This is a genomic window from Streptomyces sp. NBC_01669, assembly GCF_026339735.1.
Classification (GTDB): domain Bacteria; phylum Actinomycetota; class Actinomycetes; order Streptomycetales; family Streptomycetaceae; genus Streptomyces; species Streptomyces yanii.
Genome location: NZ_JAPEQG010000001.1, coordinates 8,111,088 through 8,126,721, shown reverse-complemented (window position 1 = coordinate 8,126,721; position 15,634 = coordinate 8,111,088). Strand labels below are relative to the sequence as shown.

General features: G+C 70.6%; 7 protein-coding genes and 1 pseudogene. 3 read left to right on the top strand and 5 right to left on the bottom strand.

Translation table 11 applies throughout. The features are described 5' to 3' along the window. Positions 1-128: 128 nt before the first annotated feature. Positions 129-2,450: a hypothetical protein gene (locus tag OG972_RS36470; protein WP_266990945.1), complete on the bottom strand. Its 2,322-nt coding sequence runs from the start codon at positions 2,448-2,450 to the stop codon at positions 129-131. 302 nt (positions 2,451-2,752) lie between these two features. Between OG972_RS36470 and OG972_RS36465 the strand changes: the two genes are divergently transcribed. Then, a complete protein-coding gene (locus OG972_RS36465; protein WP_266988785.1) occupies positions 2,753-3,595 on the top strand; it encodes a DeoR/GlpR family DNA-binding transcription regulator in 843 nt (280 codons plus the stop codon). 843 nt (positions 3,596-4,438) lie between these two features. Here the strand turns inward: OG972_RS36465 and OG972_RS36460 are convergent. The 3 genes from OG972_RS36460 to OG972_RS36450 form a co-directional block, all read right to left on the bottom strand. After that, entirely contained in the window at positions 4,439-8,185 is a 3,747-nt protein-coding gene (locus OG972_RS36460) for a S8 family serine peptidase (RefSeq protein WP_266988783.1), read from the bottom strand. Positions 8,186-8,683: 498 nt separating this feature from the next. After that, positions 8,684-11,632, bottom strand: coding sequence for an AAA family ATPase (locus tag OG972_RS36455; protein WP_266988781.1), 2,949 nt, complete (start codon positions 11,630-11,632; stop codon positions 8,684-8,686). Between the two features lie 475 nt (positions 11,633-12,107). After that, entirely contained in the window at positions 12,108-12,920 is an 813-nt protein-coding gene (locus tag OG972_RS36450; protein ID WP_266988779.1) for an ABC transporter ATP-binding protein, read from the bottom strand. Positions 12,921-13,050: 130 nt separating this feature from the next. Between OG972_RS36450 and OG972_RS36445 the strand changes: the two genes are divergently transcribed. Together OG972_RS36445 and OG972_RS36440 are read left to right on the top strand one after the other, a co-directional pair. After that, positions 13,051-13,497 carry an SRPBCC family protein gene (locus tag OG972_RS36445; RefSeq protein ID WP_266988777.1) on the top strand — a complete coding sequence of 149 codons (447 nt, stop codon included), beginning with the start codon at positions 13,051-13,053 and terminating at the stop codon, positions 13,495-13,497. Positions 13,498-13,649: 152 nt separating this feature from the next. Further along, positions 13,650-15,128 (top strand): annotated as a pseudogene (locus tag OG972_RS36440) (hypothetical protein); the annotation flags it as partial. 103 nt (positions 15,129-15,231) lie between these two features. On the opposite strand, the gene tnpA reads toward OG972_RS36440, so the two are convergent. Beyond that, positions 15,232-15,630, bottom strand: a complete 399-nt coding sequence (gene tnpA, locus OG972_RS36435) for an IS200/IS605 family transposase (protein WP_266990943.1) — start codon at positions 15,628-15,630, stop codon at positions 15,232-15,234. Between the last annotated feature and the right edge of the window lie 4 nt (positions 15,631-15,634).

Sequence of the window (15,634 nt, the reverse complement as noted above, 5' to 3'; positions counted from 1 at the left end):
GACCTTCGATCGGAGAGCGGACGCGGCATGGTGCGTGCGATTCCAAGGCGCCGGGATGGCCTTGTAGCGGAGCTACCAGGGCATTTCGGCAACGCCGGAAGCGTGCGTGCCAGGGCGTGGCCGCCCGATCAGAGGTCACCCGACAGGCTCTGAGTCTCCCCGGAGCCCCCGTCGGCCTGGCGGGGCAGCACCGGCCCGAGCCGGACGAGCAGCGCCGCCCGTTCCTCGGCGAAGACCGGGTCGGCCTGGTAGTCCGAGTGGCCCAGCACCGGTTCGGGCAGCGGGTGCTCCGGCGTACGCCCGTAGACCAGCGGATCCCGCAGAGGCCCCCGGTCCACCTCGGGCCCGGCATCCACGTCGAGCCGGACCTGGCCACCGATCGGGTCGGTGGCCCGCCACAGGTTGCGCCAGCAGTGCACGGACCGGTGCAGTCCATGCAGCGGTCCGGGACCGAAGTAGGCCGGGAACCAGCGCCCGTACAGCCGCTCGATCGGTGAACCGTAGGTGAGCAGCGCAACCCGCTTCCGGGCCCCGGCGGGCAGCTGCCAGACGGCGGACGCCGCGAGGACGCTGCCCTGGGAGTGCCCGGAGATGACGAGCCTGCCGCGGGTGCGACCGGTCCAGCCGGACATCCGGGAGGCCAGGTCGGGGACGGCCCGCTCGGCGTAGCAGGGGGGCGCGAAGGGGTGGGCTGCGCGCGGCCAGAACGTGCCGACGTCCCAGAGGATGCCGATGGTGCGCCGGGTGGAGGCGTCCCGGTAGGCGCGCCGGCCGCAGGTCACAAAGACGATGAAGCCGAAGCCGACCATCCAGGAGCCGGTCGACTGGGCGGCTTCCGCGACCGACTCGATGAACGGGCCGGCACCGTCCAGGGCCAGCCCCGGTACCTCTCCGCTCACCCACGCCCCGGCGACCGCCCCCGCGCCGAGCAGCAGGGTGGCGCCGGAGACCAGCCCGAGGAGCCAGGGCGCGGAGTCGGTGAGCCCGGCCAGGGCCCGGGTCCTGGCGATCTGCCAGGTACGGGCGGCGTCCGGCCGCTTCTCCCCGTACTCCTGGTTGACCTCGGGTTCCATGGCGCGGGCGGCGAGCCAGGTGCGTACGCCCAGCACGACGGCGGGAATCAGCAGCAGGGCCAGGAGTACCGGGATGACCGAGGCCTGCCAGCTCAGCAGTACCGGCGGCCCGTCGATGAGGGAGCTCCGGCCCATGCCGGGAGTGCCCGGTCCGTCGAGCCAGTCGGCAACGCGCTGGGCTACCCCGCCGGTCATGACGCCGCCGAGGGCGCAGGCGAGCATCGCGACCGCGGGGCCGCCGAGTCCGTACATGACCGTACGGGGCTCGGGCGTCCGGCGGTACAGGCCGAGCGCGACTGCCGCGAGGGCAACCACGAGCATGCCCTGGCCGACGGTGAGGACACCGAAGGTGACGTCACCGGGGAGCGTGCCGGCGGAGACCCAGCCCGGACGGGACCAGGCCGCGTACACCGCGGTGACGACGAGCAGGGCGAGGGCGGTGCCCGGCAGCCAGCTGATGACGGCGCCGTCGAGCCGGTTGTCGAGCCGCCGCTCGCTGCGACCGCGGCGGCAGACCACCCAGAGCACGACGAGCGTGCCCAGCACGAGCATCGCCTCGATCAGCTGCCCCAGGAACTCGGGGACGGAACCGGTGACGGCGCGGTCGTGACGGGCCGCGGCACCCGCGACGGAGGCCGCCACGGTCAGGAACCCGGCGGCGGTGTGCGCGGCCCGCAGCCGGGCGACGAGCCGTCGGCCGTACCAGAAGCCGGGGCGGCCGAGGGCCGGGCGGACGACGGGCGTTTCGGCAGCGGGGGCTTCGGCGCCAGGGCCCTCGGTCGCGGGGGTGGCCTCGGTCCCGTTGTCGAGGACGTCGTCATCCGGTTCCGCGCCGTTGAGCGGGCGCTGCGACTCGTAGGCGCTCCAGGTCCGGTTGGACAGGAACCAGAGCAGTCCCACCAGCACGGTGGGCACCAGAGCCGCCAGCGCGAGCCGCCGCCCCGGCTGCGACCACCAGCCGTCCTGCGCCGTCGACAGGAAGCCGAGCCAGGACCGTTGGTTCGAGCACTCCGGTACACCCGCGCACTGCCAGGCCACCAGATCCAGCGCGACCTCGCACGCCGCGGCCGTCAGCAGGACGGTCAGGCTGAGGGCGACGAGGCGCACGAGAACGCCGTACAGCCGGACCGCGCGGGTGCGGCCCTTGGCCGTGGGCCGCATCCAGTGGGCCAGGTTGACGACCATGAACGGGAGCAGCAGCAGCCACAGCGCGCGCGAGCCGTTGCCGGAGGTGAGATTGGACCAGCAGTACGCCTCCTCGATGGGCCGGTCCCGGTACCGCTCCGGATGCTGCTCGGCGTCGATGTCCCCCGAGCGCCGGAATATGGCAGCCGTCGCATCACCGGTGACCCGGGCGACGCGCGGATCCCGGAGCATCGACTGGGGGGTGGCTCCGCCGACGCCATGGACCAGGAGTTCCAGCGCGGCCTCCGTGCTGTGCGGGGCCTCGGTGACAGGGGGCACGTGGATGACTCGCTCTCTTGCTGTCGCGGCGTTCCGGCCCGCGTACTGATGCGTAGTCACCAGAATCCCGGAACCCGGGCCGAGCCGGTACCCGGATCACCGAATCTCCCCAGTGCGGCGCCGGACGGAGCCGCGTGGCAGGATGAGCCCGTCCGACAGACTGTTGAACCGACGGGCTGCTGTACGGATACCAGAGGGAAGGACCGGACCCGGCGTTGAGCGAGAATCAGAATCTCCTCGCGGAGCAGCGGCGTGCACTGATCCTCGACGAGGTGCGCCGGCGTGGCGGGGTCAGGGTCAATGAGCTGACCCGCAAGCTGAGCGTCTCCGACATGACCGTGCGCCGGGACCTGGACGCGCTGGCCCGTCAGGGTGTCATCGAGAAGGTGCACGGCGGCGCTGTGCCGGTCGTCGAGGCGAGTACGCACGAGCCCGGTTTCGAGGCCAAGTCGACGCTGGAGCTGACCGCCAAGGAGGACATCGCGCGGGCCGCCGCAGCGATGGCCGTTCCCGGCAGTGCGATCGCGCTCTCCGGCGGAACGACGACGTATGCGCTGGCCCAGCACCTGCTGGACGTACCGGAGTTGACGGTGGTGACGAACTCGGTGCGGGTCGCCGATGTGTTCCATGCCGCGCAGCGGTCGACGGCGACGGGCGGCCCGCGCGCCGGGGCCGCCACGGTGGTGCTCACCGGTGGGGTGCGGACTCCGTCCGACTCTCTGGTCGGCCCGGTCGCCGATCAGGCGATCGGTTCGCTCCACTTCGATGTGCTGTTCCTCGGGGTGCACGGGATCTCGGTCGAGGCCGGGCTCTCGACACCGAATCTGGCGGAGGCCGAGACCAATCGGCGCTTCGTGCAGTCGGCGCGGCGGGTGGTGGTGGTCGCCGATCACACCAAGTGGGGCACGGTGGGCCTGAGTTCGTTCGCGACGCTGGAGCAGGTGGACACCTTCATCACGGATTCCGGTCTGTCCGCGGGCGCCCGCGAGGAGATCGAGGAACATCTGCCGGGCCTGGTGGTGGCGGGTGAGACCGCGGCCGACCTCTCCGAGAGCTGAGGGAATGGGGATCCCAAGGGTGCGGGCGGCGCGTCGGTCGGCTCCGGGTCCTGGGAGCTGGTGTCCGGAGTCGGGAGCTTGATGTCGATCTTCTGCTGACGGTTGTAGTCCCGGTTCCCCGCGGTGAACCCGTAGTCCTTGATCAGCCCGACGTTGTCGGCGCGGTCGACCGAGCGGGTCTGCATCACATGGTTGCCGTCGTCGGCGGGGGTGGCGCTGAACGAGGCGGTGGTCTCCGCCGCCACAGCCTTCGAGAGCGTGGTAGGTACCGTCGACCAGCCGCCGTATTCGGCTGCGTCGTCCTCGTACGGGGCGAGGCGGTACTGGACGTCGCGCGTGTTGGAGGCGCCAGTGGTGACGTCGAACCTGCCTGCCACTCCGGCGGCGCCGCCGCCCCAGTTCTCTGGGTAGGTAGCCGACGAGATACTCGTCGGTTCGCCGGGTGCAGTGGTGTCCACCACGAACTGGGTCCCTGGAGTCCCGCTCAGGTTGTAGTGGGTGCCGTCGCAGGCGTTCGTACGGAACTTGTACGTCTCGCCGTCCTGGAGCTGCCCGGCCGGGACGGTGACGGAGGCCGGCTTGCCCGAGTCGACGAAGTCCGAGACGAGCAGGCCTTCACCGGCCGGGGTGGTGATGGGGGTGTTGGTGGTGGCGTCGTAGACCTGTGCGCCGTCCCGAAAGATCGCAAGAGACCGACGCCGGCAATTACGGTGCGGAGTCACTGCGCACTGACGCTCGGATTTGCGCCGGCGCGCTCAGTTCGACCAGAGGGGGGCACCCCTGGCACAAGGACAAGCCTCATGCCAGGGGTGCGGTCAAACAAGTCAGGATCTGCCGCGAGGGTCAGCGTACGGCGTAGGCCCTGATCAGGGTCTGCTCGATCTTGCTGCCGTTGGCGTCCTGTGCCTTGATGCGCAGGGACACGTAGCCCGATGCCGGGTTGCGGACGGACACCTTGTAGTGGCCGTCGATCTTGGTCTTCACCGTCGCGGGGCTCCAGGTGGCACCGTCGTCGGTGGACGCCTCCACCTCGACCCCGTCGATGTCCGGGGTAGCGCCGGTCTGGAGCGCGAACGCCAGATCGAAGTCGTCGATGGCGTCACCCACGGCGGTGTTCTCCGCATCCAGGTCGAAGCCGTACTTCGGCCAGAGCAGCGCCAGGTTCTCCTTGCCGCTCGCCGGCCGGACGGACTTGAACGTCCATGCGGTGCTGGTCTGTGTGGACAGCGGGAACCACGCCGGGTGCTGGGTGTCCAGGGTGACGCGGTAGGTCGCCGGGTCAGGACTGACCGGCAGCGTGGTCAGCGAGAGTCGCGGCGCCTCCTTGAGGAGCTTCCCGTCCTGGTATATCCGCGCCGTCGCCTTGTCGGCGTCGTTTGCGAACTGGCTGTAGTGCCCCGGTTCGCTGTCACTCATCTCCGGCACCGTGAGGGTGATGTTGTCACCCTCACGGACCGCCTGGGTGTTCTCCGGTCCGGCCGGGCCGTTTGCCGCGCCCAGCCAGGTCTCCTCGTGCTGCTCGCCCGGCTGGTAGGTGCGGAGTCCGTTCCTCATACTGCGGGAGATGTCGGTGCGGTCCGGGTAGACGCTGTGCGCCCACCGAATCTGGTTCATCATCGGCCACCTGCTGCCGGTGGAGTACCACTCCTCCCGGTCCACCGACGCGTCGAAGGAGTCCAGGACGCCGGAGACGAGGGAATCGTTCGGGCGGAACGCCAGGGCGGCGTCGCCGATCATGGTGCCCTTGGTGCTGCGGTAGTGCGACTTCACCACGGTCGAGTTCTCCGCGGTGACCGCGTCGACGGGGTCGGCCGGAATCCTGCCGGGAACCATCGTCGCGATGTTGTACACCTGGGGAACGCCTGTGATCCCCTTCAGGACGATCTGCGTGGGACCGTCGGCCATGCGGCCGAAGAGCACCGCGCCCTCGTCCTGGGTGAGGGACCAGGCCGGGATGGCAGTGCCGGTGGCACGCGGCACGATGGTGGCGAAGGGGCCGGGCCGGTCGTTGACGATGACCACTGCCTTCGCGCCGGCGCCGGCGACCGCGGTGATCTGGTCGATGGACTTCCGGGTGGCATCGCGGGTGACGACCGCGAGCTTGCCGCCGAGGTCCTTGCCGGTCAGGTCCTCCGGCCTCGCCATGCCGGCGTCGACCGCCTGGAGCGTGCTGGGGCCGTACAGCCGGGCCGCATAGATCACTGGCTCCAGCGGGAGCGCGCGTTCCTGCCCGGCATAGGACGCCCGGATCACCGGCGAGAACCTGCGCTGCTGAAAGTGAAACTCGAACGTGCCGAGCTCCACCGGCTTGGTGGGCACCACATAGGCGTGGTCCCAGAGCGGGCTCGACGCGCCCTTCATGAAGTCGAGCCCCAGCTTGCCGGGGAGCTGCTGGCGGTACCCGAGTTTGAACTGGCTCTGCTCGGACTCCTTGGGCGTGGCGACCTTGACCTCCTTGCCCAGCCGGGCATCCAGCGTGATCGTCCGATCCGCCTTCACTTCCACCACGGGCTCACCGGCGAGGGTGTAGTCCGTGACCAGGGACGAGGCCTCGTCCCTCGTGTGGACGAGACCCATGACGGAGTAGCGTCCCAGCGGCACCGCGACAGTCTTGGTTCCGCCCTGGGGGAAGACCTGCTGGAGAGCCCCCGTGTCCAGGTTGAACACCGCGAGCTCGCCGGTCGCCGGGTTTCCGTGCCGGTCGATCGTGTCGACGGTGAGGTCGACGGTGGGCACCCCCTTCGTCGCGCCGACGGTGGTGTGGATCGCGGTGCCGTCGGTCGCGGTGGCGGTGATGACACCGGTGTAGTCACCCAGGGCGCCGAGTTCGGGGTGGTAGGTCACCGTCACGCTCGCGGTGGAGTTCGCCGGGACCGTTACGCCGGTGGCGCTGAGCGTGAACGTGCCGTCCGGTGCGGGCCCGGTCTCCCCGGAAGAGGCCAGGCTGAGCGACAGCGTCTTGTCCGTGGAGGAGGTGTTGACGTAGTTGACCGTTTTGGTGACCGGCGCGCTCTCGGCCGTCGACTTGCCCATGCTGACGACGGCGGGGCTGGAGTAGACCGTGGCGTCGATGGCCTTGGGCACGTCGACCCGGCCGCTGCCCTGCTGGTAGGCGGTGTACGAGCCCTGCTTGGCGGTGCCGACCAGCACCTGCTTGAGCCGGTCGGCGGTCCAGTCCGGATGGCGCTGGGCGAGGATCGCCGCGGCGCCGGCCACATGCGGCGTGGCCATCGAGGTGCCGCTGGCCGCGGTGTAGTCGGCGTCGACGGGGGTACCCATCGAGGTGCCCGCGGCGCGCGCGGCGACGATGCCCACGCCCGGTGCGGTGATCTCCGGCTTGACCGCGAAGGTGTCCTTGAGCGGGCCGCGGCTGGAGAAGTTCGCGAGCTGGTCCTGCTTGGACACCGCGCCGACGGTCAGCGCGGCGTCGGCGGCACCCGGCGAGCCCACGGTCGACTTGCCCGGGCCCGTGTTGCCGGCCGCGATGACGAACAGCGAGCCGGAGGACGCGGTGAGCTGGTTGACGGCCTCGCTGATCGGGTCGGTGCCGTCACTGGGGGCCTCCGAGCCCAGGCTCATGCTGACGACGTCCGCACCCTGGGCCACCGCCCACTCCATGCCGGCGATGACCCCCGACTGGGGGCCACTACCGGCATTGTTGAGGACCTTGCCGATGTACAGGTCGGCGCCCGGCGCCACACCCTTGTACTTGCCGCCCGACGCGGCACCCGAGCCGGCGATGGTCGAGGCGACATGCGTGCCGTGACCGTGGTGGTCGACCGCGTCGGGGTCGTCGGTGAAGTTCTGCGTCTTCTTCACCCGCCCCGCCACATCGGGGTGGTTGGGGTCGACACCGGTGTCGAGGACGGCCACCTTGGTGCCGGTGCCGTCGTAGCCCTTCGCCCACGCCTCCGGCGCGCCGATCTGCGGCACACTCTGATCCAGCGTCACCTTCACCGGCCGGTCGAGCCAGAGCTTCTTGATGCCGTCGGCGAGCTTCGGTGCTTTCGTCGCGGCGGCGCTGTCGTCGTCGACCGCCTCCCAGAACGTCGTCGCCTTCTTCTTGCTCGCGCGCAGTGCCACCGCGTTGGCGCTGGGCAGCTCGTCGGCCTTCACCGAACCGGCCGGCGCGGCCTGCTTGAGCGCCTTGCCCGCCTTGCCCGGCGCGCCCGCGAAGGTCGCCATCAGCGGCACGGCGCGGCGGTGCGCGTCGTCGTAGCCGTACTCGACCAGCTTGGTGACATTGAACAGCTCACGGTCGAGCTCGTTCGCGTCAAGGTACGGCTGTGCCTTGTCCGGGATGACATAGACCTCGTCGCCCACCTTGATGGTGGAGAACGCCGCCGGGGTGCCGTCGGGCGCAGGCTCGACCGTCGCCGCCTGCAGGCCGTTGGCGTGGCGCTCCAGCGTCACGACCTCGCCCGTGACGAGGGTGAGCGTGTGTGTGGCGACGACCGGGCCGTTCTGCTGCGGCTGACTCGCCCGGGCGGCCGGCGCTTCGGCGGCGGCAATGGCGGGGATGCCGAGCGTCCCGGCCACACAGACCGTGGCCAGCAGCGCCGTGAGTGCCCGATGTGAGCGGTGCGGCAAGTGCCGGAGTATGGGGATGGTCAGGTGGACCGGGAGCCTGGATGCCCCAGCCGGTGGTGACTGTCTCATGCGGCAATGACCTTTTCTGAGGGGAGAATGCGCACGAATACCGCGCGGTTGCGGGGATTCGGCATCGCGCTGAGCGGCTGCGATGCATGTGGGTGGTGCCAACCAGTGCTGCTCCAGGCCGATCGGTGGCGCAGCGCCGGACGGCGAACGGCGCGTCCTGCTGGTGCGGCAGTGACCTGGCACCGGTCGGTCAGCCTGCGGGGTTCGCCCCGGAACCTAGTGCCGGGAGGGGCACTGGCTGCGTCGGAGATCCAGGACGGATGGGCCGGCCGAGGCGATCCGTCGGATTCGACCGTGCGCCAGAAGCCTTGCGGACGCGGGGGGATGAGTGGCGACAGGCGGAGGTGTTGGTTCCATGCCGTTGAGTGTTGTTCGCGCACCGGCTACCGGACGATTGGGCAGATGACCCAACTTTGCTGCCGCGCCCGCCTAACGGTGGGCACCGGCCGGGCTGTCGACGACGACGCCGGCTTCGACGACCTTCACGGCCAGCGCCGTCCGGGACGACACCTCGAGCTTGCGCATCGCTGCTTCCACGTGCCGCGCGACCGTCTTCGGCGACAGGATGAGGACACCGGCGATCTCCCGGTTGGTCCGGCCTCCGACGAGCAGCCGGACTACGTCGAGCTCCCGGGGGGACAGTTGATCGCCGTAGCTTCGCCGACCACCGTGCCACGACGGACGCTTCACCCCGACACCGTACGCACGCAGTGTGTGCATGACGCGCTCGGCGTCGCCACGAGCGCCGAGGGTGGACAACCCCTGGAAGGTTTCCGTAAGGACGGAGAGAGCCGCTTCGGACTGGTCCGCACGGAGCAGACAGCGGGCCTGTCGCTCACGGCTGAGCAGGGCGTCGTACGGCCGCGGAAGGCCCTGCCACGCGTCGGCCGCACGCGCGAACAGTTCGGCGGCGCCGAGGGGATCGCCTTGATGCTGGGCCAGGATCGCCCTGCAGGTCGACAATGCGGCGTGCGGGCCAGGTGCGCGGCGATCGCGCACTCCCGCTGCGAAAGCGTCGACCAGGTCGCCGGCTTCGTCGGCGCGGCCGGCCATGAGCAGCGCCTCGGCCCGGACCGGGGCGAGTTCGGTGGCCCAGATCCAGGTGCCCTTGCGTTCCAGGAACCGGATCGGCTCGTCGGTCAGCTGCAGCACGTCGTCGATCCGCCCGGCGCCGAGCCGAAGCCTGGCCAGGGCGCCGGCAGGTTCGATGGAGTACTCCGCCCCGCCATGGCGGACCGCCTGTTCAAGGACGAGCCGCAGGCACTCGTCCGCTCGGTCCTGATCACCGCGGGCCGCATACAGCAAGCCGGTAACCATGGCGGGCGCCAGGCGACTCACCGGCTGCAGGAGTTCCTCGTCACCGGCCAGCGATCCGGCCCGGTCGGCCAGCCCGTCCCAGTCTCCGGTGAGCCAGTCCAGGTGGGCCAGTGTCACCTGCCCCTTCCCGCGGAGCTTCTGGTACTGATACGTGTCGGCCAGCCCTGCGGCCAGCGTGAGCGCCCGCCTCGCCTCCGGGTACCTCCCCCAGATCAGCGCCATGTGCCCGACGTTGAGTTGGCCGACCGTGATCTGCTGCCTCTCCGCGGCGGTGGACGCGTCATCGGCGATCAACGCTGCCTCCGCCCACCCCTCCTCCTCACCGAGCAGCAAAAGCCCGCTCGCCCGCCCGACCCGGATGCTCAGCCGATCCCCCGGCGCCATCGAGACCGGCACCTGCGCAACGCGCCGCAGCCACCTGAGGTGTTCGGCCGCCGGTGTCGTCGTCCCGTACGGCAGGCCGAGGAACATCATTGCGCGGGCTGCCTTCGCCGGGTCGTGCCCGAGGTCGGGCAGTGCGCGTTCCATCTCGATCCGGGACTGCTCGAACGCCTCCGTCTGCTGCAGCAGCCGGGCCACATGGAAGCGGATCTCCGCCGCCTCGCTCGGCGCCGGCTCACCTGTGTCCAGCACTAGGCGGAGAGCGTCCATCAGTTCGCGGTAGCGTTCGTGCCCGCTGAGCAGACAGAACGGAACCTTGCTGGTCAGCCGCACCACGTCGGCGGGCGGCAGGTCCGCGTTGGTGAGCAGATCGTGCACCAGGATGACCGCCGTCGCATCGTCACCCGAGGCGAGGGCGAGGTCGGCAGACTGTTCCGCGTACCGGCACCACGTCGTCGTGTCGCCGGCCTCCCGGAAGTGGCGCGCCAGCTGGGCGACCGAAGACGGGGTGGCGCCTTCGAGGACGTGTGCGGCACGCAGGTGCATCGCCCGCCGCTGCGGCACAGGAATCGCCTCGTACACCGCGCGGCACGCCAGCATGTGCCGGAACGAAACCAGCCCGCTCGGGTCCTCCCTCAGCAGCCCCGAACCCACCGCCTCCGCCAGACCGGCCAGCCGACTCGCCGGATCCCCTGTCGGCGCCATCACCTCAACGACGGCGTCCTCGGAGGCAGGGTCGGTGAGTACGGCGGCCGCGCGCAACGCCGCCTGCGCCGCCGAACCAAGCCGTGCGCCGCGTTCCAGTACGACGTCCCGCACCGTCGGCGGTACGTCGATCTCACTCAGTCGTTGCCGCGCCCAGGAATCGCCCCGCGGGGTCATATCAGCGCGGTTCCACATCAGCCGGACGGTCTCCTCGACCGCGAGAGGAAGCCCGTCGGTCCGGTCGTGCAGGATGGTCGCGAACTCGTCGGAAACCCGTTCCCCACCCAGCATCGAGGACACCATCTCGGCAGTCCCGGGAACATCCAACGGCTCCAACGACAGCCGCAGCCGCGCCGCTCCCGCCGGTTGCCGCGACGACAACCGCAGCAGCAAGGAGTCCGGCGCGATTTCCTCCGGACGGTAGCTCACGAGCAGACTGATGCGTTGCCGCGGACGTGATGCCAGGAACAGCAGAAACTCCAGGGTGGCCTCATCTGCCCAGTGCACGTCCTCAACCGCGAGCAACCCGATCTCGAGCCGCTCGAGGATCTCCTCGATGGCCCGGAAAAGTCGGTGCCGTGCCGCTGCTGCGTCTTCGGCCGGGTCGGGTGTGGGCGGCAACGCTGATGCCCACTCGGGGAACAACGGCCGGAGCGCCCCAGCCAGTCCGCTCAGGCCGAGCCGGGCGACATCCTCGGTCGCCGGTCGGATCGCGTCCACCACCGGCCCGAGCGTAAAGGGCTGTCGAACAGCCGGGCAGACGGCCAGCAGCACCCGCTGGTGGGCCGGGGCATGCGCCGCGAGTAGCTCCTGGGCCAGTCGGCTCTTACCGATCCCGGCCTCGCCCTCGATCAGCACGACCACCGGCGGGTCGGACAACGCCGCTCTCAGGGCGGCGAGTTCGCGCTCGCGTCCGACCAAGCCGGGTGATGCGATCGCCGGTAGGTCGCGTGTGTCGGAATCGCTGGTAGACATTCGCCCCACCGTTGGAGACAGACGACGGCGTGCCCGAACCGTCGTCTTCCGTGAACAATATGATCAGAGGTTACAAGGCGGGGTGGCAGGGGGATAGGCCACGTTCACAGGCGTGGTGCAGAAGGCGATCACTGTGGAGTACCGGGGCTGATGTTTGTGTTGCCATCAGCCCGCCCGGGGCAGGGGTCTCCGTGTCACTTGCCTCAGCCTCGCACCGGTCCGCTCTGCCGCCGCGGTGGCTACAGACCGGCGGACGCTGCACCGGCGCCGCATTCTCGCACCGCATGCGCGCGGTTTTGGGCAGCGGGTTCCCCGAAGGGGCGTCACGCGCTCTGCCGAGGCTCAGCAGTTGTCACCGGCAGAGCCGGATGAGCTGAATCGACGAGTTGGTCGGCAGAGCCCAGGCCGAGGGCCTCCAGGCCCTTCGGTAGGAAGTTGAGGGATGCCGCGGTGTCCGGGGCTCGGAACGGGTTGGTCAACCGAGGGAGCGGCGGGCGGCCGCGGCGTCGGTGGGGTTCCAGCGGTGTCGGGGGACGGAGCTGAGCAGCAGACGTGTGTAGGGGTGGTGAGGCGCGTCCAGGATCTCGGCCGTAGGGCCCGCCTCCACCACCTGTCCCTCCCTGAGGACCATCACCTCGTCGGTGATGTGCCGGACGACGGCGAGGTCATGGGTGACGAAGAGGAAGCCGATACCGACCTCACGCCGGATGGTGCCCAGGAGTTCGAGGACCTGCGCCTGAATGGACACGTCCAAGGCCGCCACGGCCTCGTCGAGGACGAGGACGCGCGGTTCGGCGGCCAGCGCGCGGGCGATCGCCACGCGGTGGCGCCGGCCGCCGGACAGCTTGCCGGGCAGGGCGGCCGCCTCCCGTTCGCCGAGCCCGACCTGGTCGAGGAGTTCGGCGACGCGCTCCCGCCGGGCCGTCGCCTCCATCGGGAAGTGGAGGCGCAGGACCTCCTCGACGCACCGGCCCACGCTCACCCGCGGATCGAGGGACAGGTACGGATCCTGGAAGACCATCTGGATCTCGCGTGCGCGGGCGAGTCGCTCGGCTCTGCCCCGGGCGGGCGCCGAGCGGTCACGTCCACCGATGCGGATGGTGCCGCCGTCGGGGCGCTCCAGGCCGACGAGCATCCGTACCGTCACGGTCTTGCCGCTGCCGGATTCGCCGACGATGCCGAGGGAGGAGCCCGGAGACAGGGTGAAGGACACGTCCTCCACCGCCGTGTGGTCTCCGTACCGCTTGCGCAGTCTCTGAACGACGAGTTCCTCGGTCGCCCCGGTCATGCACGCATCCCAGCCCCGCTCCTTCACCCACCCCCCAATTGCCGGTCGGTCTTACGCACACTGGTGAGGAACGGCGAGCCAGAGGTTCCGCTCGGCTCGCGCCGTGGCCGGGACGTCCTAGGATCCTGCTGTGGCCGTATTCCGGATCGAGCGATTCACCTCCCTCCCCGCCGCCGAGTCCTGGCGCCGGGTGACCGACTGGGAACGGCACTGCGCACACGTCCCGCTGACCCGGATCACCGTCCCGACCGGACTGCCCACAAGGATCGGGACCGTCTTCGTGGCCCGCACGGGTGTGGGCCCGCTGGCGTTCGACGATCCGATGGAAGTGGTGCGCTGGATGCCGCCGGTGACCGGGCGGGCCGGGCTCTGCCGGTTGGAGAAGCGCGGTTCGGTGGTACTGGGCCGGGCGTCGATCGATGTGTATCCGACGAAGTCCGGGTCCCATGTCGTGTGGGTGGAGGAACTCCGTATCCGGCTGCTGCCGCAATGGGGCGATCCGCTGATCGCGGGAACGGGCCGCCGGCTGTTCGGCCGGGTGCTGGACGGTCTGCTCGACGGCACGGTGCGGCCGTAACTCCTGCGGTGCGCGGCTGCCGCCGCGGCCGTGCAACCGACGCGACAGCCGGGCAGCCGTGCATCCGGACCTGCGCCCGATGTGACCGTCACACGATCGACTCGTTTGTCGGTACGACGGTTATCGCCAACGGCTCGGAAGGCACCGATCCCATGCCGATCCACCCATCCCGGCAGCGCTCCACCCGCAGCAGCGAACGCCCCGGCGTCCAGCAGGCCGAAGCCGCGCTCGTGGAACATTACCCACGTCTCGTCCGGCTCGCCTACCTCGTTCTGCCGCCGTCGCTCGGCCGGCACCGACGGGTCCTCGCCGCCCATGCGGCCGTCCAGCGCGCCCTGCCCGGTCGGCGCACCGCCATCGCGGGACCTCCCGAACCGCTCCGGACCCGGGTCCCGGCACAGGGGCGGAGCGTACCGTCCCCGAGGCATCTCGCCGCGGCGCACGGCGCTTCCTCCGCATACGCCTGGGTGCGGCTGCGGGTGTTGCGTACCGCGCTGGCGTACGAGCGGCGGCCCCGCTGGTGGCCCGCGCGGATCCCGGCACCGGCCTCGCTGCGCCCCGCGCTCCCCTTCGTCCGGGGGCTGCGCCTCTTCCCGCGCGCCGGTGGCGCGGAGGAACTGGCCCTGGACCGGACACTGTCCACGGTGTCCGCAGCCGTGCGGGCGGCGTTCGCGCTGCGGCTGCTGGAGGAGCTGACCGACCTCGAGGCAACGGTGCTGCTCGCCCGGGCGGGGGCGAGCGATGCGGCGGGCGCGGTACGTGCGGCCGGACGGCTGGGGTCCGCCGACCGGCCGCGGACCGAATCGCTGCTGCGCTCCGCCGAGTTCGACCCGTGCACGCTCCAGACCCGCCCCAGCGATCTGTTGCGGCGCAGGCACCGGCTGCGGGCCGTGGCCTCCACTGCCGCGCTGTGCGTGATGGCGGGCGGTCTGGTCGTGCTGGCCACCGAGAACGGTCCGGGCGGCCCGCAGGACGGTCCCGCGCGGGCCGGATCCACCGCCGTCGATCCGGCGGCGCTGCTGCGTACGGCTGCCACGGAATGGGCGGACACCTCGCGCGTCGACTTCACCGCGTGGCCGGCCCGCGGGGACCGCACCCAGGACCGGGATCTGCTCGGCCGGGCGCTGCATACCTGGGGGCACACGCCACGTACCGTCCACGTCTCCACGTCGCCCGGGACGCTCTCCGTACCGCCCGCCCAGCCGCCCCGGCTGCTGTACGCGGGCGAGGTGGACGGTGCGGCCGTGGTGCTGTTCCACGACGGCGGCGTACGCGTGGTGCGTTACGCGGAGCCGCTGACCGGGGCCGGGCCGGCCGCGCTCGACTTCGCCCGGATCGATGACGCGGACGTGACGACGGGGGCGGCCGTCGTGGTCAGCCGCAGGGGGGACGGGGCCCGGTTCCTGCTCGCCCCGTGGGTCTCGGAGACCACCACGCGCGATCTGCTGGCGCCGAAAGCTCCGGCACGGTCGCTGAAGGTGGGCCACGACGGTGTCACCGCACTCGTATCGCGCCCCTCGCCGGGCGGCAGTTGTGGCTCCTGGCCGGTGATGCAGCTGCGTTCCTCGGAGCGCATCGCCGAGAACCACGCCTTCCTCCTCACCGATCTGGGCGATCTCGCTCCGGTCCATCCCTGTTCTTGCGTGGGTATCCCCGGCTTCAGCCGGGGAGGGAAACGCGTCCTAAGCCCGGAGGCGCGAAGCGCCGGAGTTCGCTCCGCCTCTGTCGTTGCGGTCAGATAGGCCGCTTCTGGCCTTCGATGTACTGGCGGATCACGGTCAGCGGTGCACCGCCGCATGATCCTGCGAAGTAGGAGCGGGACCAGAACACTGCCCCCATGCCGATCCGGTTGATGCGGCCGGTGTACTCGGCCCGCAGGTACCGGGAGCTTACGCCCTTGAGGGAGTTGATCAGTTTAGACAGGGCGACTTTCGGCGGGTAGTGCACCAACAGGTGCACGTGATCCGCCTCGCCGTTGAACTCGCGTAGCTCTGTCTCGAAGCTGGCGCAGACCTCTCGCATGATCTCCTCGCACCGTTTGAGCATGGCGTCATCGAAGATGTCACGCCGGTACTTGGTGACGAACACCAAGTGTGCGTGGAGGGTGTAGGTGACGTGCCGTCCGGTGCGGATATCG

What these genes read in the sequence shown, in the direction of transcription:
- OG972_RS36470 (WP_266990945.1), bottom strand. Translation starts at nt 2,450, where the DNA reads ATGCTCCGGGATCCGCGCGTCGCCCGGGTCACCGGTGATGCGACGGCT.
- OG972_RS36455 (WP_266988781.1), bottom strand. Translation starts at nt 11,632, where the DNA reads ATGTCTACCAGCGATTCCGACACACGCGACCTACCGGCGATCGCATCA.
- OG972_RS36450 (WP_266988779.1), bottom strand. Translation starts at nt 12,920, where the DNA reads ATGACCGGGGCGACCGAGGAACTCGTCGTTCAGAGACTGCGCAAGCGG.